The sequence below is a fragment of the Tenuifilum thalassicum genome (assembly GCF_013265555.1).
In the GTDB taxonomy this organism is placed as follows: Bacteria; Bacteroidota; Bacteroidia; order Bacteroidales; family Tenuifilaceae; genus Tenuifilum; species Tenuifilum thalassicum.
The window spans coordinates 836,646-857,376 of record NZ_CP041345.1 but is presented as its reverse complement, the minus strand read 5'-3'; the positions used below and the strand labels follow the sequence as shown (position 1 = coordinate 857,376).

Below are 20,731 nucleotides of genomic sequence, written 5' to 3'. Positions count from 1 at the left end.
CTTATCGTATATTACTATTTAATTAACCGAACAGCGCCCTTATCGGCTGATGAGATATGCTGTGCATACAACTTTAGCGTTGTGGAGACTTTTCGGGAACGCTTTTGAGGCTTATATGCCATCTCACCCCTGCCCTCTTCTTCAGACCTACGCCTCTCAAGTTCAGACTCTCGCAACAAAACGTTAATAGTTCGTTCAGGAATATTAATTTCGACAATATCCCCATTTTTAATAAGAGCAATTTCACCTTGAGAGGCAGCTTCGGGAGAGATATGACCAATTGATAAACCAGAAGTTCCCCCCGAGAATCGTCCATCGGTTATTAGAGCACACTTAGTTGCGAGGCCTTTAGACTTAAGATAAGAGGTTGGGTACAGCATCTCCTGCATTCCTGGGCCTCCTTTGGGACCCTCATAACGAATAACAACCACATCGCCCGCCTTTACTTTATCATTCAAAATACCATCAACTGCTTCCTCCTGAGACTCAAATACAATGGCAGGGCCGCGAAAAGTAAACAAAGAGCTGTTAACACCCGCAGTTTTAACAATACAACCATCCTTTGCTATATTACCATAAAGCACTGCTAAGCCTCCGTCCTTATTGTATGCGTTTTGATAATTGCGAATGCAACCACTCACCCTATCAGTGTCAAGTTCGTCATATTGAGCATTAGACACCCACCCCTTACTGCTATTTTTGCCAGAAGGTGCACTTTTCCAAAAACTAATAGCCTCATCGGACACATTAGGACTCATAATGTCCCAAAAAGAGATGGCCTGTTTTAAGTTTTGGTAATCAACTCTTTTTACCTGTGTGTCTATTAGCTGATGTCTTTCAAGCTCACCTAAAATTGAAATAACACCGCCAGCGCGATTAACATCTTGGATATGATAACTAGAGCTAGGTGCAACCTTACAAATATTTGGTACTTTTCTTGACAGTTGGTCGATATCTGACAAAGTAAAATCGACACCTGCCTCTTGAGCAATTGCTAAAAGGTGCAAGACAGTATTAGTTGAACCTCCCATGGCTATATCCAAAGCCATTGCATTCATGAATGCTTCACGCGTGGCAATGGATCTAGGAAGCACAGAGTCATCGCCCTCAAAATAGTATCGTTTTGTAATATATGCAATTGTATCAGCAGCCTTTTGGAACAAAGTCTTTCTGTTCTCATGAGTAGCTAGAATAGTTCCATTCCCAGGAAGTGCCAGGCCGATAGCTTCAGCTAAACAATTCATGGAGTTTGCCGTAAACATTCCAGAGCATGACCCACAAGTAGGACAGGCAGCATTCTCAATTTGTGCCAGTTCCTGGTCAGAAACATCGCTATCGGCAGCAGCAACCATAGCATCTACCAAATCGAGATGTTTTGAATTATATGTTCCGGCCTCCATTGGTCCGCCAGAAACAAACACGGTAGGAATATTCAACCGCATAGCGGCCATTAGCATTCCAGGAGTTATTTTATCACAATTACTGATGCAAATCATGGCGTCGGCCATATGAGCATTTAACATATACTCTACACTATCGGCAATTAGTTCCCTGGAAGGTAGCGAGTAGAGCATACCTGAATGCCCCATGGCAATTCCATCGTCAATGGCAATGGTGTTAAATTCAGCTGCAAAGAGCCCATGCTTTTCTATGCAACTTTTCACAAATTGACCTACTTCATGTAGATGTACATGCCCAGGAACAAATTGGGTAAAGGAATTAACAATAGCTATTACTGGCCGTCCAATTTGTTCACTTTTCATTCCATTTGCCCTCCATAGGCTTCTGGCACCAGCCATGTTCCTTCCAATTGTAGTTACCGAACTTCTTAACTTTTTTTTCATTGGTTTAGGTTTAAAAAAAAACTTTCCGAGGTTAGCCCCGGAAAGTTTCTGTAATTTAATACTATTAACTGCTACATAACTTCCCGGTCATAATCCTTGTATTATAAGGACTAGGAGAATAATGGAAATAATATGTAGGCAAGTTTTAATCATCTTAATTTATATTCTATCACATTTAATCACATTTATACAAAAAAAAACTTTCCGAGATTTGCCCCGGAAAGTTTCTGTAATTTAATACTATTGGCTACTACATACTACTTCCCGGTCATAATCCTTGTATTATAAGGACTAGGAGAATAATGGAAATAATATGTAGATAGATATTTTTCACTTTTACTCTTGTTTACATTGCAAAACTATTTTGTTTTTTTTAAATAGCCAAACTTTTTTTTTTTTTTTCTATATGACCCTGATTTTAAATATCATTCTCCTGTCACATCTACTTGTTATACATCTTTTTAGAAATTTCTTCTGATTTGTTTTTATTAAATGCATTTTATATTGTAAAAGCATACACCTAACAATTAACACATTCATTATGTGAAAAAATAAAATTACTTTACATTTGCCAATGCTTAACAATAACAAAAAACTATGAAAGCATATGTTTTTCCAGGACAAGGTGCCCAATTTGTAGGCATGGGAAAGGATTTATACGATAACTCTCCCATTGCAAAAGAACTTTTTGAACAGGCTAATCAAATTTTAGGATTCAGAATTACCGATTTAATGTTTTCGGGTACCGCCGAAGATCTTAAACAAACAAAAGTAACCCAGCCTGCTATTTTCTTACATTCAGTTATTTTAGCCAAAGTGTTAGGTGATGACTTTAAACCAGAAATGGTTGCAGGCCACTCATTAGGTGAATTTTCTGCATTGGTTACAGCAGGAGCCTTGAACTTTGAAGATGGGCTGAAACTAGTTTATGCACGTGCAATGGCTATGCAGAAGGCATGCGAGATTCAACCTTCAACAATGGCTGCAGTGTTAGGATTAGATGATAATAAAGTTGAAGAGATATGTGCGTCTATAGATGAGGTTGTAGTTCCTGCAAACTACAACTGTCCTGGTCAGCTTGTCATCTCTGGTTCTATTGAAGGAATTGACTTGGCCTGTGAAAAGTTAAAGGAAGCGGGTGCAAAGAGAGCGCTCAAACTTGCAGTTGGTGGTGCATTCCACTCCCCACTGATGGAGCCTGCACGCAAGGAACTTGAGGAAGCAATAAATAATACTCAGTTTAATGTTCCTGTTTGTCCAATTTACCAAAATGTTAATGCTAAGCCAACAACTAACCCAGAGGAGATAAAGAAGAACCTAATTGCTCAGCTTACTGCACCTGTACGTTGGACCCAAACCGTACAGAATATGATAACCGATGGCGCCACACATTTTATTGAGCTTGGTCCAGGCAATGTACTTCAGGGACTTATTAAGAAAGTAAGTAAAGAAGTAGAAGCAGAAAGTAAACAAAGTTTGTAGTATATCATAGAGTCTCAATAAAAAACGCCCTCAGGGGCGTTTTTTTATTCTGGAAAGTGAAACCGGAAGGTTTGTTTTAAATCAGGATGCAAGCTTTGAGCAACAGGACACTCATTAGCAGCTGCTGCAATTAGTTTACGCTCCTTCTCCGTGTAATTATTATGAGGGAAATATAAATCGATAACAACCTCAACAACTCTACGAGGGTTGGTCCCCATAATTTTCTCAACATCAATCTTAGTTCCATCAATATTGAATCCATGTGTTTGGGCAGCAATTCCCATAATGGTTATCATACATGCGCCAAGTGAGGTTGCAAGTAAGTCGGTAGGCGAAAAACATTCGCCTTTTCCCTGATTATCAACAGGAGCATCGGTTGTAATGGTAACGCCAGAACGAGTATGAGTTGCCTCGGTTCTTAAATCACCTTTATAAATAATTGTTGATGTTTTCCCCATTTTAGTAAGTTTTAAAAATTAAGGGCTCCAAAAAGAGCCCTTAATAAACTGTATATCAAAACTTAGATTTAAAGAATTCCTTGATCTAACATTGCATTTGCAACTTTCAAGAAACCTGCTATGTTAGCACCTTTAACGTAGTTAACGTAACCATCCTTTTCGGTACCATGTTTAACGCAAGCCTCATGTATGTTTTTCATGATTTGCTGTAAGCGAGCATCAACCTCTTCGCGAGACCAGCTTAGCTTCATGCTATTTTGAGTCATTTCAAGACCAGAGGTAGCAACACCACCAGCATTAACAGCTTTACCAGGAGCGAATAAGATTTTATTTTGTTGTAAAACTTCAATAGCTTCAGGAGTACAAGGCATATTGGCACCTTCTGCTACACAAACGCAGCCATTCTTAACAAGAGCTTCGGCATCTTCTTTACCAAGCTCATTTTGAGTTGCGCAAGGCATAGCAACGTCAACTTTAACTTCCCAAGGACGCTTACCAGCAAAGAACTTAGCGTTAGGGAATTTCTTAGCATAAGGCTCAACGATATCCTGGTTCGAAGCACGAAGCTCAAGTAGGTAGTCAATCTTTTCGCCACTAATTCCGTCCTCATCAAGAATATAACCATCAGGACCAGAAATGGTAACAACTTTACCACCGAGCTCAGTTACCTTAAGAGCAGCACCCCAGGCAACATTACCGAAACCAGAAAGGGCAACACGCTTACCAGCAAACGACATACCTTTAGTAGCAAGCATTTCCTGAGCAAAATAAGTAGCACCAAAACCAGTAGCCTCAGGACGGATTAATGATCCACCCCAGTTAATACCTTTACCTGTTAGAACGCCAGTGTTTTCGCTTGCAAGTTTCTTGTACATTCCATAGAGGAAACCTATTTCGCGACCACCAACACCTATATCACCGGCAGGTACATCGGTTTCAGGGCCAATGTGCTTCCAAAGTTCTAGCATAAACGATTGGCAGAAACGCATAATTTCAGCATCGCTACGGCCTTTAGGATTGAAATCGCTACCTCCTTTGGCACCACCCATAGGAAGTGTGGTAAGAGCATTTTTGAAGATTTGCTCAAAACCTAAGAACTTCAAAATTGAAAGATTTACGCTTGGGTGGAAACGAAGACCACCTTTGTAAGGTCCAATTGCATTATTAAACTGAACGCGGTAACCAAGATTTACGTGAACATTACCTTCATCATCGGTCCAAGGCACCTTAAACATGAAGATGCGATCTGGCTCAACCATGCGCTCAATTATCTTAGCCGACTCAAATTGTGGATTCTGGTTGTAAACCTCTTCAATTGACTCTAAAACCTCACGAACAGCTTGTAGGTACTCCACCTCACCTGGGTGTTTTGCTTCAAGCTCAGCCATTAATTTATTTACATTCATTGCGCTAACTGTTTTTAGTTAATTAACCTTTGTTTTAAATGGGAGTAAATTCCCGTGTTAAAAGTTTGTCAAATTTGATTTATTAAAATGATATTTCAAAAGAAAAATGACATTAAAAAATATGATATTAAACATTTTTTTGGGCAATAACTTAAAATTTAAAACCTATTTAAGCCATTCAGGTTTTAAAATAATACCCTGATTACTTTTGGCATCAACCTGAATAGTAAGCGGTTTGTCAAATCGAACCCATCTTAAATGCTCTGACTCATAGAAAGCAGGCAAAGAATTTAGAAAATCTATATCGTAAATTCCATCTTTTAGGTATGGGTTAACCGTAAGGTAAGCAACTCTAAAAGATGTAAGGTTCTGGAAGAAATGGGTTCCTTGGCTAGGATCAACTCTAAAATTCTCCAACCCAGCCTCTACGATGACCCTTGCTTCCGAGATTTGAGACCATTTAATTGGCACGCCCAGCCAAGGATCGCTACTTCCCCATCTACCAGGCCCCACCAGCACATAGTTACGCGCCATGTCTATAAAACGCTTATTTACCTCATCAAGTTCTTGAGCAATTAGTTTAGTATGTGCGGGATTAAAGGTATCTGGTTTAACATATACAAAATCGTAAACGCCCTCCACTTTACCATGTCCTAAGGCTGACTTAGAGTAAAGTATTGACTTATTAATATCAATATGTTCCCATTCTACAAGCTCCGATTGGTCGCTATCGACGATTGGCCTGATTTGCAAAAAGTTAAATAACTTAGGCATTCCGTCTGTAGGCGCTAGGTTGGCAGCAAATTCAATCTCGATATGGTTATTCATCTCCCTTTGACCAATTTCCAAAAGCTCTGTAATAATTTTTGCAAGGGGGAAAGTATTATGCTTAAGAATGGAAGCGAATGTTACAAGTTTTAATCCCTCATCAAAGTAACCATCTCTAAGAATTCCAGAATGCATATCGTAAGTTGATGCAATCAGTTTAAAATCGGGAATCGACTCTGCTTCCTTGATATCTAGGTTAAATAGGTTCATGCTATCATCTACCTTCGGCTCAAAGGAATTTGGATCGACATTCAAGGCATAAAAATTCTTTTGTGTCTGGCGTAAGGCCATCTCAACTGATGAAAGCTGAAGGATCTTTTTAGGATACTTAGGAGAGAATCGGAGCGAAACCCCACCATCAACTATTAGCTTACCCAAGCCAAAACCGATGTTTGCTATTCCATCTTCAGTTTTTTCAGAGCCTATTGGATAAAAGTTAATGCTACGGGCAACACCCGATAAGGTTGGTAGATACATATTACCATACTGATTGCCACAAATCTCCTGAATAATTACCCCCATTTTCTCCTCGTCAATCACATTTTGCGTAGCATTCATGTATGCCTTGCTAGCCTTATAAAAAACGGAAGCATATACCGACTTTATTGCCTTTGCAAGCAAAACCAGCATAAATTCAGGATCGTCGGAATGGGGAACCATGTATGTTGAGTAGATCCCCGCAAATGGCTGATAATGTGAATCCTCCAACTTGCTGGATGAGCGAACAGCTAATGGGCGTTGAAAAACCGAAATTACTTTCTTAAGATCTATTTTAACCCTATCTGGTAGTTTAGCTTCTAAAAAAGCATCGAGTATTACCTCGTCATCAACTTCTTGCAGGGCAATGGAGTACAAATCGTTTGACTCCATGAACTCATCAAATATATCGGTGCTTAGCACTACCGTTCTGGGAATTGTAATAATGGTATCGTCGAACTTACTGAAAAGGTTATACTTACGGATAATTTGATTTACAAACGCTAAGCCACGCGCCTTGCCTCCAATTGAGCCATCGCCTATTCGGGAGAAAAACTTATATTCGTCGAAAGTATCGCGATCGAACTTTGCAATAATGCTTCGCCCCTTGCTCAAGCGATATGCCGATATAGCATAGTAAATAAATTTACGCGCATCGTCAATCGATTTAAAATCTTTAAGCCGCATCGGTTTAAACAGCTGAGCAATGGAAAAGATGGCACGAGCATTTAACCATTTCGAGATATCGTTTCTACTTGAGTGGTAAACAAGAGAACGATCGGGAATATTTTGAATTAGCTTTTGCAGCTGACTCAAATCCGAAGCTCTTGCAATTTCAGCATTTGTATCGGGATCTCTAAAAACGAAATCACCAAAGCCAAAATTGTCTAAGATATATTTCTTCAGCTCATAGCTAAATGACTTAGAGTATTTGTGTAAGAAACCAACCCCAAGTTCATCGGCATATACCTTGTTGGAAATGTCCGACGATTGTAGAAGGAAAGGTATATTTGGATCTTCGGATTTTATTTGCCTACAAAGCTGCAAACCAGCTTTAGTTAAATGATCTCGGCGGTTGTTAACCTTGTAGCTAATATCGGAGATAACACCGAGAACATTGCTCTTATACCTATTATATAATTCAATAGCCTCATCGTAGGTTGTGGCAAGAAGTATTTTAGGACGACCTCGCATTCGCAGCATCCTATGATGCTCATTAAGGGCTTCGGTCATAAATTGGCGTGCCTGCCTAAAAATTATTTTGTAGATATTAGGCAAAAACGAAGAGTAATACCTTATTGAATCCTCCACCAAAATAATTGACTGAACACCAATCTCTAAAATATCGTGGTCGGCGTTCATTCTATCTTCAATAAGCTTTATTATGGCAACCAAAAGATCGGCATTCCCCAACCAGCAAAAAACATAGTCGATAGCGCTTAAATCTTCGTTCTGCAACCTAAGCGAAACTTCGCGAGAAAAAGGAGTAAGAACAACAATAGGAATTGAGGGATGACGTACCTTTAGCATTTTGGCTAGTTTGAAAGTGTCTATCTCACCCACATTTAACATCGATATGATTAAATCGATATGCTCCTCCTGTAATATTTTTAAAACTTCGCGCGCATTTCTAGCCTGAATGAATACTGGGGGATATCTGAGGTTTAGCGATACATACTCGTTAAAAATCTGCTCATCAATTCTACCATCCTCTTCCAATAAAAAGGCATCGTAGCTACTGCAAATAAGTAGAACCTTGTATATGCGTTTCTGCATCAGCTTGTCGAACGATGTGTCATATATATCAAGCTGATAAGAATTTAAATACGATTGATCACCTAACAAATTCAACATGTTCATAAATTTTGGGCAATTTACAAAAATGAATCCAAATGGAATTTCAGATGTTGGCTAAATGCTGTACTTTTGCTTAAAAATATATAGATATGAAACGGATTGGCCTGATTATTATTCTGCTTGCTGCCCTATTTGCATGCAACAAGAAACAAAACAACTATACTCATATTGAAGGTTTTACCCAAGGAACCACATTTAGCATTACCTATTACGATTCTCTGAACAGAGACTTTAGGCCTCAGATTGATTCCATCCTTAACAGGATTGACCAATCAATGTCGATATATAATGCCAGCTCACTAATCAGTAAAATAAACAGCAACCAAACCGATAGCATCGATAACCTTTTAAAAGAGGTTATTAATGCATCGTTCGATATTTACAGGAAGTCCGAAGGTGCTTTTGACATAACCGTTGGACCAGTAATTAGAGCTATTGGATTTGGACCCGATAAAACCCAAGGAATTGATTCCGCCAAAATACGATCGTTGCAGCATCTTATTGGAATGGATAAAATTTCGGTTGAAGGAAACAGGCTAATCAAAAAGGATAGCCTTATTCAGATTGATGTTAATGCCATTGCACAAGGCTACACTGTTGATGTTATTGCAGACTTTTTCAAAAGGAAGAGCGTACAAAACTACCTGGTTGAAGTAGGTGGCGAAATAGTTGCAAATGGAATCAGCCCTAGAGGCAAAGAGTGGATTATTGGTATTGATAAGCCTATTGAATCGGCTCTCCCAGGCGAAAACATTCAGGTAAAGGTCACTATGAGTTCAGGATTTGGACTTGCCACATCGGGGAATTATCGAAAGTTTATTGAAGTAGATGGGCAAAAATATTCTCACACCATCAATCCAAAAACAGGATTTCCTGAGCTAAACAGCCTATTAAGTGCAACAGTTATTGCACCTAATGCAACCATTGCCGATGGATTAGCCACCGCCTTTATGGTTAAAGGACTAGAATGGGCAAAGGCATTTGTAGAAAAAGAGAAAGATATCGATGTATATCTTATTTACTCCACTCCAGATGGCAAATATGAGGTATGGATGAGCAAAGGCCTTGAAAAAAGAATAACTCCTTAGCCAATTCCCTTACTTGCATCATTTGCGCTACAACTTGAACCTCCACCACATCCACACGAATAGCCTGGATCGGAATCGTTACATCCAGGCTCACGACGTTTGAAAATTATTTTAAGCGATAACCCTAAGAACACAAAGCCCAAGAGCACGGCAACTACTAGAACTAGCTTTAAAATTGGCATCATAATTTAATTTTTTAAACAACCTCACGGGCGTGCTCGTAACAGGTAGCGCAATCGGCATTCTTACCATTTTTTCCCCAGCACTTAATCTCTTCATGACGAGGGCAGGTAACACCACGCTTTCTAAGTTCCCTATTATGTCCTGCAGATGTTTCGGGGAACTTATGGCTTTTATGAAAGATAATTCTTACAGCCATCCCAAGTAATGCGATCCCTAATATTGCTGCAGCAACAAGAATTAATTTGAGTGTTAACATCGATATAAAATTTTTACAAAAATACTCCTGTTACAATTCACAACCAAATAAACAACAACATCATTCTGGTAATGTTTACTATTACAATAATATTTAATAAAAATTCATTTATCAGCTCAAATCAAAACATTTCGAACCCATTTTTGTTTAGATGATGAAACTCAATAAAATTGTACAATGAGCACTAGTAAAAAATTAAATCTATCAAAAGACGAAATATTAAACGATTATTACATTGCACATTTAAGTAGGAATATCAGCCTACTAGGACGTAAAGAGGTACTAACAGGCAAAGCCAAGTTTGGGATTTTTGGCGACGGAAAGGAGCTTGCACAAATCGCATTAGCCAAAACATTTAAAAATGGCGATTGGCGATCGGGCTACTATCGTGACCAAACCTTTATGATGGCCGCAGGAATCTTTTCGGCCGAAGAATTTTTTGCTCAGCTTTACGGACAAACCGATGTTAACCTTAATCCAGGCAACGCAGGTAGAACCTTTAACAACCACTTTGCAACCCGTAGCTTAAATCCTGATGGAACTTGGAAAGATCTTACAAAACAAAAAAATAGCACGCCAGACATATCGCCAACAGCCGGACAGATGCCTAGGCTATTAGGGCTAGCATGGGCCTCGAAGCTTTTTAAGCAGAACAAGGAGCTATGGGAGCTTAAGCAGTTTACCAATCAGGGCAACGAAGTTGCCTTTGGTACAATTGGCGATGCTAGCACATCGGAGGGGCACTTCTGGGAAACCTTAAATGCAGCGGCAGTTCTTCAAGTTCCTATGGTTTTAGCCGTTTGGGACGATGGTTATGGAATTTCTGTTCCAAAAGACTATCAAACAGCCAAAGGGAGCATTTCCGAACTTGTAAAGGGCTTTGAGAAAGGAGAAAAGGATGTTAACGGCATTCACATTTATAAGGTTAAGGGATGGGATTACCCTGCACTAATTGAAACTTTCACCAAGGGAGTTGAAAAATCAAGAACAGAGCATGTACCCGTACTATTTCATGTAACAGAAATAACACAGCCGCAAGGGCACTCCACTTCAGGTTCGCATGAGAGATATAAATCGCCTGAGCGTCTACAATGGGAAAAGGATTTTGATTGCAACCTAAGATTTCGCAATTGGATTTTGGAGAATGGTTACGCTAATACAAGTGAACTAGATCAGATTGAAGCAAAGGCGCAATCCGATGCCAAAGATGCACGCAAAAAGGCTTGGGAAGCATACTCAGATCCAATTAAAAGGGAGCGCGATGAGCTAATTAAAATTATCGATAACCGCTCGTGCATGTGTAAGCGTGAGCATGTGGATAAGGTTGGATTGATTACCGAAAAGCTTAAAGCCATACCAAATCCAATTAGAAAAGATAATATCAGCGCAGCTAAACAAATTTTAAGGCATGTGTGCTCCGATTGTAGCATCCGCGAAAAGCTACAGGCCGATTTAACGGCATGGATTGAAAGAAATATGCAAGAAGGTTACGATAAGTATAGCTCACATCTATACTGCGAAACCGAACGTGCAGCATGGAAGGTTAAGGGAGTTGCTCCTATTTTTAAAGAAGACTCACCCATGGTAGCAGGACGCGAGATTCTTCGCGACAACTGGGATGCACAGTTTAAAAAGAATAAAAAGATAGTAGTATTTGGCGAGGATGTTGGTGGTATAGGTGGTGTAAACCAAACCTACGAAGGTTTACAAAAGAAATACGGCGAAATAAGAATCACCGATACTGGTATCAGAGAGACAACTATTCTAGGCCAGGGCCTAGGAGCTGCACTTCGTGGCTTGCGACCAATTGCAGAAATACAGTACTTTGACTACCTGCTCTATACACTTCAAACCATGAGCGACGACTTGGCCACTATCCGCTGGCGTACAAAAAGTGGGCAAATGGCACCACTAATCATCACAACCAGAGGGCATAGGCTCGAAGGTGTTTGGCATGCTGGTTCTCCCTTAAGCATGGTTATTAACTCCATTCGTGGCGTTTATGTTTGCGTTCCGCGCAACATGACCCAAGCGGCAGGCTTTTACAACACCTTGCTTGAAGCCGATGACCCTGCTCTTGTAATTGAGCCACTTAACGGATATCGTCTAAAGGAAAAACGCCCTGAAAACATCGGTGAATACAAAATCCCGTTAGGCGTTCCCGAAATACTGAGAGAGGGCTCCGATGTCACCCTGCTAACCTATGGTAGCAACGTTAGAATTGCTCAAGAAGCCGTTGAACAACTTTGGGAATTTGGAATATCGGTTGAGCTTATTGATGTTCAAACCTTACTCCCGTTCGATCTACCAAATATAATCCTTGATTCAATTAAGAAAACAAACCGTGTAGTATTCTTCGACGAGGATGTACCTGGAGGCGCTACTGCATATATGATGCAAAAAGTCCTAGAGGAGCGAAATGGTTATATGTTCCTAGACTCACCTCCAAAAACGATTACTGCAAAGGAACATCGCCCTGCATATACTAGCGATGGCGACTATTTCTCAAATCCAAACGCCGAAGATGTTTTTGATGGTATTTACGAGCTAATGCACGAGGTAAATCCTAAACGATACCCAAAACTCTTCTAGCTGACAACTCAAATTTAAAAGGGCATAGCAAGCAACAATCTTCTATGCCCTTTTTTTGAAACTATATTAACTTAAAAAGGATTAATCCTGCTCGAACTTGAGTTCAAGGTTCTGCTCTTCAACCTCTTCTTGTCTAATTGCTTCCATTTCCTCATCGGAGAAACGCCTAATCTTATATCCAATTGAGGCAATAAAAACGCTCATGAATGGGCTTATAATATTAAAAAAAGCATAAGGCGCATAGCTAAAAGTTGGAACGCCAAGTACTGCAGCCTGAGTGGCCCCACAAGTATTCCATGGAATTAACACAGAAGTTACCGTACCAGAATCCTCAAGCGTTCTACTAAGCAATTCGGGCTTATATCCACGTTTTCGGAAGGTTCGGGCAAACATTCTACCTGGAACTACTATTGAAATATACTGATCGGAAGCCGTTACATTAAAAAACAGGCAAGAAGCAACAACAGAACCTACTAACGATCCAGTGGACTTTGCAAATTTTATAATGCTCTCAGTTATTTTAACAAGCAAACCCGCCGATTCCATAACACCTCCAAAAATCATGGCTGTGATTATAAGCCAAATTGTATTCAACATACCTATCATACCCCTTGTGGTAAGAAGTTCGTTCAGCTGAGCATTACCTGAATCAACGGAAACTTTCCCAAACATACTTTTCATTACAGCAATATATCCTGCCTCGGCATAGCTATTGGAAACACCCGAAACCTGTTCTACTATATGTGGTTGAAAAATTAGCGCAAAGATTCCCCCCATCAGTGTTCCTAGCATTATTGATGGTAATGGAGGCGTTTTTTTAATTATTACAGCTATTAAAAAGATGGGTACTAGAAGCAGCCAAGGCGTTATGTTAAAAGTTGATTTTAAAGAATTAAGAGTGGAATCAACTTCAACAGCTCCTTCCGGATGATACCCAAACCCAATAATAAGAAAAATGATAAGAGTAATACTGATAGACGGTACCGTTGTAACAGCCATATACTTGACATGGGTGAATAGATCGGTTCCAGCCATTGCTGGGGCAAGATTAGTCGTATCGCTCAAAGGCGACATTTTGTCACCAAAGTAGGCCCCAGAAATAATTGCACCTGCAATAATTGCATGATTATAACCTAATGCATTCCCAATTCCTAGCAATGCAACTCCAATGGTTGCAACTGTAGACCATGAACTTCCAGTTGCTAAGGATACTAAAGCCGAAATTATTACAGTTGCAAAGAGAAATATTTTGGGATTTAAAATTTTTAACCCATAATATATTAATGTAGGAACCACTCCGCTAATCATCCACGTTCCAGCAAGCGCGCCAATGAGCATCAATATTAGAATTGACGGCATTGAAGAACCTATAGTTTTTACAATGATTTCCCTTATGTAGGCCCACTTATGCCCTAAACTTATTGCAATTGCCGCACCAATAGTTGACGCCAGCAACAAAGCGATTTGGTTTGCACCTGAAAGGGTATCATCGCCAAAATAGATGACATTAAGTGTCAGAAAAAGAATTAAAAAAGCAATAGGTATTATTCCATGGACTATTTTAGGTTGTCTTCTCATTTTACCATTTTTTTCGAAAATAGTAAATATCTTCAATCACATTAAAAAATAGCTAAGAAATAATTATTTCAGATAGCACAACTTTCGCCAAGTCATAAAGTTCTAGCCATTATAACTAGCTAAAATTTTCATTTTTGGCATAATTTTAGTAAATTGAAAGATGTAAAAAACCAAAGGAGGTTCAAAATGGCTAAAGGTAATGAGTTGAATATAGACTTATTCGATATCAAATACTCCAAAATTCCTCCTAAAGGAGGAAGGGTTCTAATAGCCCAGCCTTCGTTAAACGATCCCTTCTTTAAAAGAACCGTAATTTTCCTTGTTGAGCACGATGAAAATGGAAGCATGGGCTTCATACTTAACCGAAAACTTAACATTAACCTAAGCGAGATTATAATTGATTTTCCTGATATTGACATTGAGGTTTCGGTTGGTGGTCCTGTTAGCCCTGATATGGTTAATTTTATTCACACTTTTGGCGATGAAATCCCTAATAGCTTCCCGTTGGGTAATGGAATATTTATGAATGGCGATATTAATACGCTTAAAGATCTTGCTATTGCAGGAAAGGTAAATAATAAAAACCTTAAACTATTCATTGGCTACTCTGGTTGGGGGCCCAAGCAGCTCGAAAAAGAAATAAACGAGGACTCATGGTTGGTGGCAAAGTTCCCTGCAAGGGGTATCATGAAAGGAGTATATGATAACTGGTATTTTGCAGTTCAACAACTAGGTGAAAAGTTCAAAGTTTGGAGCATTTACCCCGAAAATCCAACGCTAAACTAGCTGGTTTAGAATTTGCTTATTTAGCTCAGCACTAAGATTCTTGCTAAGAGTATTGAAATACCTGTTAATTCCTACTCCTAACACCCATCTTATTCCAGTAATAGCATTAGTTAAGAAGACTTCATCGCAATTATTGAATACCTTTGTGTTAATTGCAACATCATCATAAACGTTATACCCAATTTTCTTTGCAAGATTGATAACAACCTTACGCATTACACCAGGTATGCACCCCTCGCCCACTCCTGGTGTGAATATCTCGCCCTTTTTAACTATGAAAATATTTGACGAGATGCTTTCGGCAATTCTCCCTTTCTCATTTAATACAACACACTCATCTAACCCCTTCTTAAGCCTATACAACCCCGCCTTTACGTATAGCAAAGAGTTGCAGCTCTTTACGGGAGAGAGAATATTAATAGGCTTTTTAATTTCATTGTAAATATCAATTACCAAACCTTGTTGGTTATATTCATAGAGCTTGCTTTGTAGCGGCTGTGATTCAATTAAGATTGATGCACTATTACCTTTTGGGGTGTAAAATCCTTCCCCATCTCGAAAAACAGTAATCCGAACCCTAGTGCTTCCAAACAGTCTATTTTTATTAAGTAGCTTTGTTATGATTTCTTTGAACTTTTTTGGAGTATATAGTTGGGATAATTCAATCTCAAGAATTCTTAATCCCTTGGCTAATCTATCATAGTGTAAATCGATATGAAGGGGCTCTGTGCCATAGCAGTGAATGGTTTCAAAAAGACCATCGCCATAATGAAACGCCCTATTTGATGCTTTTAAAACGTGGGCATCGGCTTTATGATACTCTCCGTTTAACCAGATATATCTATTTTGCATTATTCTACCAGTTTTATTCCATGTTCTTTTATAAATTGAATTGCCAGTTCAAACAGATAGGGCTGAACCCTATCATAGGTTAACTTTTTGGGCATCAAATTGAATTCAGCCACCTCGCCAATTTCGCTTTCTGGGAGCTGACCAATTGAACCTACTTTTGCAAAAAACATTCTTCCCGTACTAGTTGCACCATCTAACCTAACGGTATAATCGAAAAGAGGGCGCATTGAAAATTCCATAGCTCCAGTTTCCTCAAACAGTTCTCTTTCAGCTGCTTTTTCTGGAGTTTCGCCCAACTCAATGTGTCCACCAGGAAGTTCCCACGAATCCCGTTGCCTATTTCTTACCCATAACCATTTCCCATTCATTCTTGCCAAAATAGATACTAAAGCAACTTTGTTGGTTGCTAACCAGTTCTCATGCACAGCTATTTGTGCAGCACTTTCATTTAATCTTTTAGCCAATGCCAAGCTGTTTTAAAAAGAATAGGAACAACTTTGGATTAATCAGAATAGGATAAACAAAACCAAATAGTGCGCCAATAAGATGTGCATCGTGGTTAATATTACCTGCTCCCTTCCGTGCCATGTATGTTGTATAAAGTAAATAAGCAATGGCAAAAACAATACCAGGGATTGGAATTACAGCCATGAGGTAGAGTTTCTCTAATGGGTTAAAAAAAATGCTAAAGAATACGATAGCAGAAACAGCTCCCGATGCGCCAACACTTTTATAATATGGTTCATCGCGATGTTTTACAATAGTTGTTGAAGTAGCTACTATTGCAGCACCCAAGTATAGTATTAAAAAGTGTGGCTGAACAAACGATATAGTACCAGCGGCTTTTAGCTGATAAAAAATAGACTCAACGTACCTACCAAACGAAAAAAGTACTATCATGTTCACCAGCAGATGCAAAAAGTTTGCATGAACAAATGCATGCGAAAGCAACCTATACCACTGATTCTTTTTTAATACACGATAAGGATTAAGAAGCAGCTGATCAAAAAGATGGCCATTGTTAAATGCTGCAACTGAGACTAAAACAGTTATAAGAATGATAAGGTAAGTCATCGGCCAAAAACAATAAGGTAGATTAACTCCTTTAATAGTTCACCATGGTCGGTTGAGCTATTGTTTACCCCCTTTGAGCGCATATCATAATCGCTAAGTAAATGGATAATGCTAACACAACGTCCTGCAGGATAACGCTTTGCAGCCCTTTCATATTCCGATACAAAGAACTCATGAACTCCAAGCGCCTTAGCCACCGACGATTTATTCTTATCGGGGAGTAAATGATACTTTAGAATTTTTACAAAATACTGGTATATTGCGGTAATAGTAAGCACAAATGGGTTTGCGTTAGGATTTTTGGCAAAATGATCTGCAATTTTATAGGCACGAGCAAAGTTTGCTTCACCAAGGGCTTTGGTTAACTCAAAACGGTTAAAATCACGGCTAACACCAATATTCCGCTCAATATCAACAGGTTGGACTTGCTTAGTTTCAGGAGGGAGGGTTATGATTAGCTTATCGAGTTCCTTTGCAATCCTACTCAAATCATTACCAACAAACTCTGCAAGTAGGTTAGCAGCAACAGGGTCAATCTTTAGGCCCTTACTACTGAGATAGCCTATAATCCAATCTGGAATTTGGTAGTCGTAAAACTTTTTCGACTCAAAAGCAACACCCTTCTGTTTGGCCAATTTAATCACGCCCGATAGCTTTGAACTGGGCTTTTTACCATCGGACGATAATTTATGGCATACTACCAAAATTGTAGATTCGAGTGGTGTTTTAAGATAAATCTCTAAATCAGAAAGATTTTTGATATTTTGGGCTTCCTTGACAATAAGAACCTGGTAGTTCGACATCATAGGAAACCTACGAGCCGCATTTATTACATCGTTTACCGTTGTATCTCGGCCATACACAACGGTCTGATTAAATGCTTTATCGGAATCGCTGAGCACATTATGCTCAATGTACTCAGCAATTTTGTCGATGAAATATGGCTCATCGCCTGTCAGAAAATATATGGGCTTATAAATTTTGTTCTTTAGTTCGCCCATGATACGATTAAAAGCCTCAACTGTCTGACTTTGCTTGGCCATAACTATATTTTAAAAACGCAGATGTTTAACCGATTGACTATTATTAATCAAACGTGTTAGCGATTCAATTCCAATTTGAATTTGTTCCTCAACAAAAAGCGAATTAACCTTCTGGTCGCTTTCAGTTGTTTTAACACCTTCCGAAATCATTGGCTGGTCAGTAACAAGTAGTAAAGCGCCAGTAGGAATCTCGTTGTAAAAACCAACAGTAAAAATAGTAGCTGTTTCCATATCGATAGCCATGGCACGAGTGCGGCGAAGGTACTCCTTAAAATTATCGTCGTATTCCCAAACTCTTCGGTTTGTAGTAACAACAGTACCTGTCCAATAATCACGGTTGTGGTTACGAATAGTTGATGAAACTACCCTTTGAAGTGTAAACGCAGGAAGAGCCGGAACCTCAGGTGGCATATAATCGTTTGATGTTCCTTCGTGTCGAATGGCAGCAATAGGAAGAATAAAATCACCTACATTATTTTTCTTTTTTAATCCACCACATTTACCCAAAAATAATACAGCTTTAGGCTTAACTGCGCTAAGCAAATCCATTATTGTTGCAGCATTTGGGCTACCCATTCCAAAATCTATCATGGTTATGCCATTGGCTGTAGCGCAAGGCATGTTTGCATTTGGGTTTACAATGGGAACATTGTGGTAATTTGCAAAGTACTCCAAATAGCCTCTAAAGTTTGTTAGCAAGATGTGTGATCCAAAATCTTCAAGAGCTTGACCGGTATACCTCGGCAACCAATTTTGAACAATTTCTTCTTTCGTCTTCATACCAGTACTTTTTTAATGTTATCAACAAGTATATTTCGGCAAAGATACTGCTATTCGTTCAATCTAAAAATAGTGTTTTTAAACATTATAAATATTACTCATCAATCCAAATAGTGATTTTTTCTGCCTATATCGCTAATTTTAGTAGTGTATACAAAGTTTAATATTGGCTAGCAAAAACTTTCCGTTTTAATAAATTTTTAATTTTGCTCCATGAGCAATTCTCTAAACAATAAGTTAAATCTGCCTAGCTACCAGTTCCGAATAAAAAAACAGAACGGGAATAGGTTGATTTTTGATATTGTTCGAAAACGATTTATCACACTTACTCCAGAAGAATGGGTCCGACAGCATATCATTCACTATCTTGTATATGATTTAAACGTTCCTATTGGTTTAATAGGTGTTGAGGTAGGTTTTAACTACAACAAAGTAAACCATAGAGCTGATATTGTAGTCTATAATCGTGAAGGTTTCCCATTAATGATAGTAGAGTGCAAAGCACCAAGTGTTGAAATATCGCAAGATGTTGTTGATCAAATATGTAGGTACAATTACATATTACAGGCCGAATATCTGTTAATATCGAATGGGATCAAACATATTGTTTTACAAGTTGATACAGAAAATAAATGGAAAGTATTAGATAATTTTCCCAACCTGACTATAAAAATAAAGTAGCACTATGAGCAACCTAGAAAAACATTTTGACCAGTTCCGAAAAAATATTGTAGGAATTGATGCCACCTATAAAACAATTTATGGAGAACAAAAGCTTGTTTACGCCGACTGGATAGCAAGCGGTAGGCTATACAGGCCAATTGAAGAAAAGATGCTGCATTTATTTGGACCAATGGTTGCAAACACGCATACCGAAAGCAGCTACACAGGGAAATTCATGACAGAGGCATACCACTACGCACTAAAGGAGATTAAACGTCATGTAAATGCTGGACCCGAGGATGTAATTGTGACCTCTGGTTTTGGAATGACCTCATCGATTAACAAGTTTCAGCGAATTCTAGGGCTTAAAAACAAAAGTTTTGTATTTGAGAATCCTAAGGAGCGCCCTGTTGTATTTGTAACACACATGGAGCATCACTCAAATCAAACCTCATGGTACGAAACGATTGCAGAGGTAGTGGTAGTTGAACCCGACGAAAACCTACTTGTATCGCCCCAAAAGCTAAGAGAGACACTTGAAAAATACGAAGATCGACCTATGAAAATAGGCTCATTTACAGCTTGTAGCAACGTTACAGGTATAAAAACACCTTATCATGAGCTAGCTAAAATTATGCATGAATTTGGTGGCCTATGCTTTGTTGATTTTGCTGCATCAGCTCCATATGTCGAAATAAATATGCATCCCGAAGATCCCATGGCTAAGCTAGATGCCATTTTCTTCTCCCCTCATAAGTTTTTAGGAGGTCCAGGCGCTTCGGGTGTACTTATTTTCAACTCAAATCTTTACAAGAATAGGGTTCCAGACAACCCAGGCGGAGGAACAGTCGATTGGACTAACCCCTGGGGTGAATATAAGTACATCGACGACATTGAACGCAGGGAAGATGGAGGAACGCCGGGCTTTCTCCAGGCTATTAGAAGTTCTCTTGCCATTAGGCTTAAGGAGCAAATGGGTGTTGAGAACATTGAAAAACGTGAAAAGGAACTTGTTGAACTTGCTTTTAGCAAGATTAAAGATATTAAAGGATTGCGTATCCTTGCCGATAATTGTTTGGATCGGATTGGAGCCTTATCCTTTTACATTGATGGCCTGCATTACAACCTGGTAGTTAAGTTGCTAAGCGAGAGGTATGGAATACAAATGCGTGGTGGGTGCGTGTGTGCTGGCACTTATGGTCATTTTTTACTACACGTTAGCAAGGAGCAATCGCATAGAATTACCGAGCTAATAAATAAAGGCGACCTCTCTGAAAAACCAGGATGGATACGTTGGTCGCTTCATCCTACAACCACAAACCAAGAGGTTGAATTCATAGCTAACGCCCTTTCAGAGATTGCTGAAAAGGGTAAGGAATGGGAAAAAGACTACACCTATTGCAAGCAAACAAACGAATTCTGCCATAAAAATCCTAAGGCAGAAGAGCTATGGAAAAACGTTGAAGAACATTTTATTCTTTAAC

The 20,731-nt window shown here is 39.1% G+C and carries 18 protein-coding genes; 6 read left to right on the top strand and 12 right to left on the bottom strand.

From position 1 onward, the window contains the following. Positions 1 to 14: 14 nt before the first annotated feature. On the bottom strand, positions 15 to 1,844 hold the full coding sequence (gene ilvD / locus FHG85_RS03510) for a dihydroxy-acid dehydratase (RefSeq protein WP_173073051.1): 1,830 nt from the start codon (positions 1,842 to 1,844) through the stop codon (positions 15 to 17). Between the two features lie 597 nt (positions 1,845 to 2,441). Here ilvD and fabD point away from each other — a divergent pair. Beyond that, entirely contained in the window at positions 2,442 to 3,326 is an 885-nt protein-coding gene (gene fabD / locus FHG85_RS03505; protein ID WP_173073050.1) for an ACP S-malonyltransferase, read from the top strand. Between the two features lie 44 nt (positions 3,327 to 3,370). On the opposite strand, the gene FHG85_RS03500 is transcribed toward fabD, so the two are convergent. The 3 genes from FHG85_RS03500 to FHG85_RS03490 all read right to left on the bottom strand — a co-directional run bounded on the left by FHG85_RS03500 (position 3,371) and on the right by FHG85_RS03490 (position 8,349). Then, positions 3,371 to 3,784 (bottom strand): OsmC family protein, encoded by a 414-nt coding sequence (locus FHG85_RS03500; protein WP_173073049.1) that lies wholly within the window; start codon positions 3,782 to 3,784, stop codon positions 3,371 to 3,373. Between the two features lie 68 nt (positions 3,785 to 3,852). Beyond that, positions 3,853 to 5,190: an NADP-specific glutamate dehydrogenase gene (gene gdhA / locus FHG85_RS03495; protein ID WP_173073048.1), complete on the bottom strand. Its 1,338-nt coding sequence runs from the start codon at positions 5,188 to 5,190 to the stop codon at positions 3,853 to 3,855. 165 nt (positions 5,191 to 5,355) lie between these two features. Next, positions 5,356 to 8,349, bottom strand: coding sequence for a PEP/pyruvate-binding domain-containing protein (locus tag FHG85_RS03490; protein WP_173073046.1), 2,994 nt, complete (start codon positions 8,347 to 8,349; stop codon positions 5,356 to 5,358). A gap of 92 nt (positions 8,350 to 8,441) precedes the next feature. On the opposite strand from FHG85_RS03490, the gene FHG85_RS03485 reads away from it, so the two are divergent. Then, positions 8,442 to 9,440, top strand: a complete 999-nt coding sequence (locus FHG85_RS03485) for an FAD:protein FMN transferase (protein ID WP_173073044.1) — start codon at positions 8,442 to 8,444, stop codon at positions 9,438 to 9,440. On the opposite strand, the gene FHG85_RS03480 is transcribed toward FHG85_RS03485, so the two are convergent. Together FHG85_RS03480 and FHG85_RS03475 are read right to left on the bottom strand one after the other, a co-directional pair. Further along, complete coding sequence (locus FHG85_RS03480; RefSeq protein WP_173073042.1) at positions 9,437 to 9,625, bottom strand: hypothetical protein; 189 nt, start codon at positions 9,623 to 9,625, stop codon at positions 9,437 to 9,439. The two genes, FHG85_RS03485 and FHG85_RS03480, sit on opposite strands and share 4 nt — an antisense overlap. Before the next feature lie 11 nt (positions 9,626 to 9,636). After that, entirely contained in the window at positions 9,637 to 9,879 is a 243-nt protein-coding gene (locus tag FHG85_RS03475; protein ID WP_173073040.1) for a hypothetical protein, read from the bottom strand. A 177-nt stretch (positions 9,880 to 10,056) separates the two neighbouring features. Between FHG85_RS03475 and FHG85_RS03470 the strand changes: the two genes are divergently transcribed. After that, positions 10,057 to 12,471, top strand: coding sequence for an alpha-ketoacid dehydrogenase subunit alpha/beta (locus FHG85_RS03470; RefSeq protein WP_173073038.1), 2,415 nt, complete (start codon positions 10,057 to 10,059; stop codon positions 12,469 to 12,471). An 81-nt stretch (positions 12,472 to 12,552) separates the two neighbouring features. Here the strand turns inward: FHG85_RS03470 and nhaC are convergent, their stop codons facing one another. Continuing rightward, a complete protein-coding gene (gene nhaC / locus FHG85_RS03465; RefSeq protein WP_173073036.1) occupies positions 12,553 to 14,049 on the bottom strand; it encodes a Na+/H+ antiporter NhaC in 1,497 nt (498 codons plus the stop codon). Positions 14,050 to 14,235: 186 nt separating this feature from the next. On the opposite strand from nhaC, the gene FHG85_RS03460 reads away from it, so the two are divergent. Continuing rightward, positions 14,236 to 14,835, top strand: a complete 600-nt coding sequence (locus FHG85_RS03460) for a YqgE/AlgH family protein (protein WP_173073034.1) — start codon at positions 14,236 to 14,238, stop codon at positions 14,833 to 14,835. On the opposite strand, the gene FHG85_RS03455 is transcribed toward FHG85_RS03460, so the two are convergent. The 5 genes from FHG85_RS03455 to FHG85_RS03435 are packed head-to-tail and all read right to left on the bottom strand — an operon-like array spanning position 14,827 to position 18,584. After that, a complete protein-coding gene (locus tag FHG85_RS03455) occupies positions 14,827 to 15,687 on the bottom strand; it encodes an aminotransferase class IV (RefSeq protein ID WP_173073032.1) in 861 nt (286 codons plus the stop codon). The genes FHG85_RS03460 and FHG85_RS03455 overlap by 9 nt on opposite strands. After that, a complete protein-coding gene (locus tag FHG85_RS03450; protein ID WP_173073030.1) occupies positions 15,687 to 16,151 on the bottom strand; it encodes an NUDIX hydrolase in 465 nt (154 codons plus the stop codon). The genes FHG85_RS03455 and FHG85_RS03450 overlap by 1 nt, the downstream gene beginning before the upstream one ends. Next, positions 16,144 to 16,761, bottom strand: coding sequence for a rhomboid family intramembrane serine protease (locus tag FHG85_RS03445; RefSeq protein ID WP_173073028.1), 618 nt, complete (start codon positions 16,759 to 16,761; stop codon positions 16,144 to 16,146). Before FHG85_RS03445 ends, FHG85_RS03450 begins: the two co-directional genes overlap by 8 nt. Next, positions 16,758 to 17,804 (bottom strand): DNA polymerase III subunit delta, encoded by a 1,047-nt coding sequence (holA, locus tag FHG85_RS03440; RefSeq protein WP_173073026.1) that lies wholly within the window; start codon positions 17,802 to 17,804, stop codon positions 16,758 to 16,760. Before holA ends, FHG85_RS03445 begins: the two co-directional genes overlap by 4 nt. Positions 17,805 to 17,813: 9 nt before the next feature. Then, entirely contained in the window at positions 17,814 to 18,584 is a 771-nt protein-coding gene (locus FHG85_RS03435; protein ID WP_173073024.1) for an AMP nucleosidase, read from the bottom strand. Between the two features lie 213 nt (positions 18,585 to 18,797). Between FHG85_RS03435 and FHG85_RS03430 the strand changes: the two genes are divergently transcribed. Continuing rightward, positions 18,798 to 19,265, top strand: a complete 468-nt coding sequence (locus FHG85_RS03430; RefSeq protein WP_173073022.1) for a type I restriction enzyme HsdR N-terminal domain-containing protein — start codon at positions 18,798 to 18,800, stop codon at positions 19,263 to 19,265. Positions 19,266 to 19,269: 4 nt separating this feature from the next. Then, the gene (locus FHG85_RS03425; RefSeq protein ID WP_173073020.1) at positions 19,270 to 20,730 is read left to right on the top strand and encodes an aminotransferase class V-fold PLP-dependent enzyme; all 1,461 of its coding nucleotides are present in this window, start codon (positions 19,270 to 19,272) and stop codon (positions 20,728 to 20,730) included. Position 20,731 lies beyond the last annotated feature (1 nt).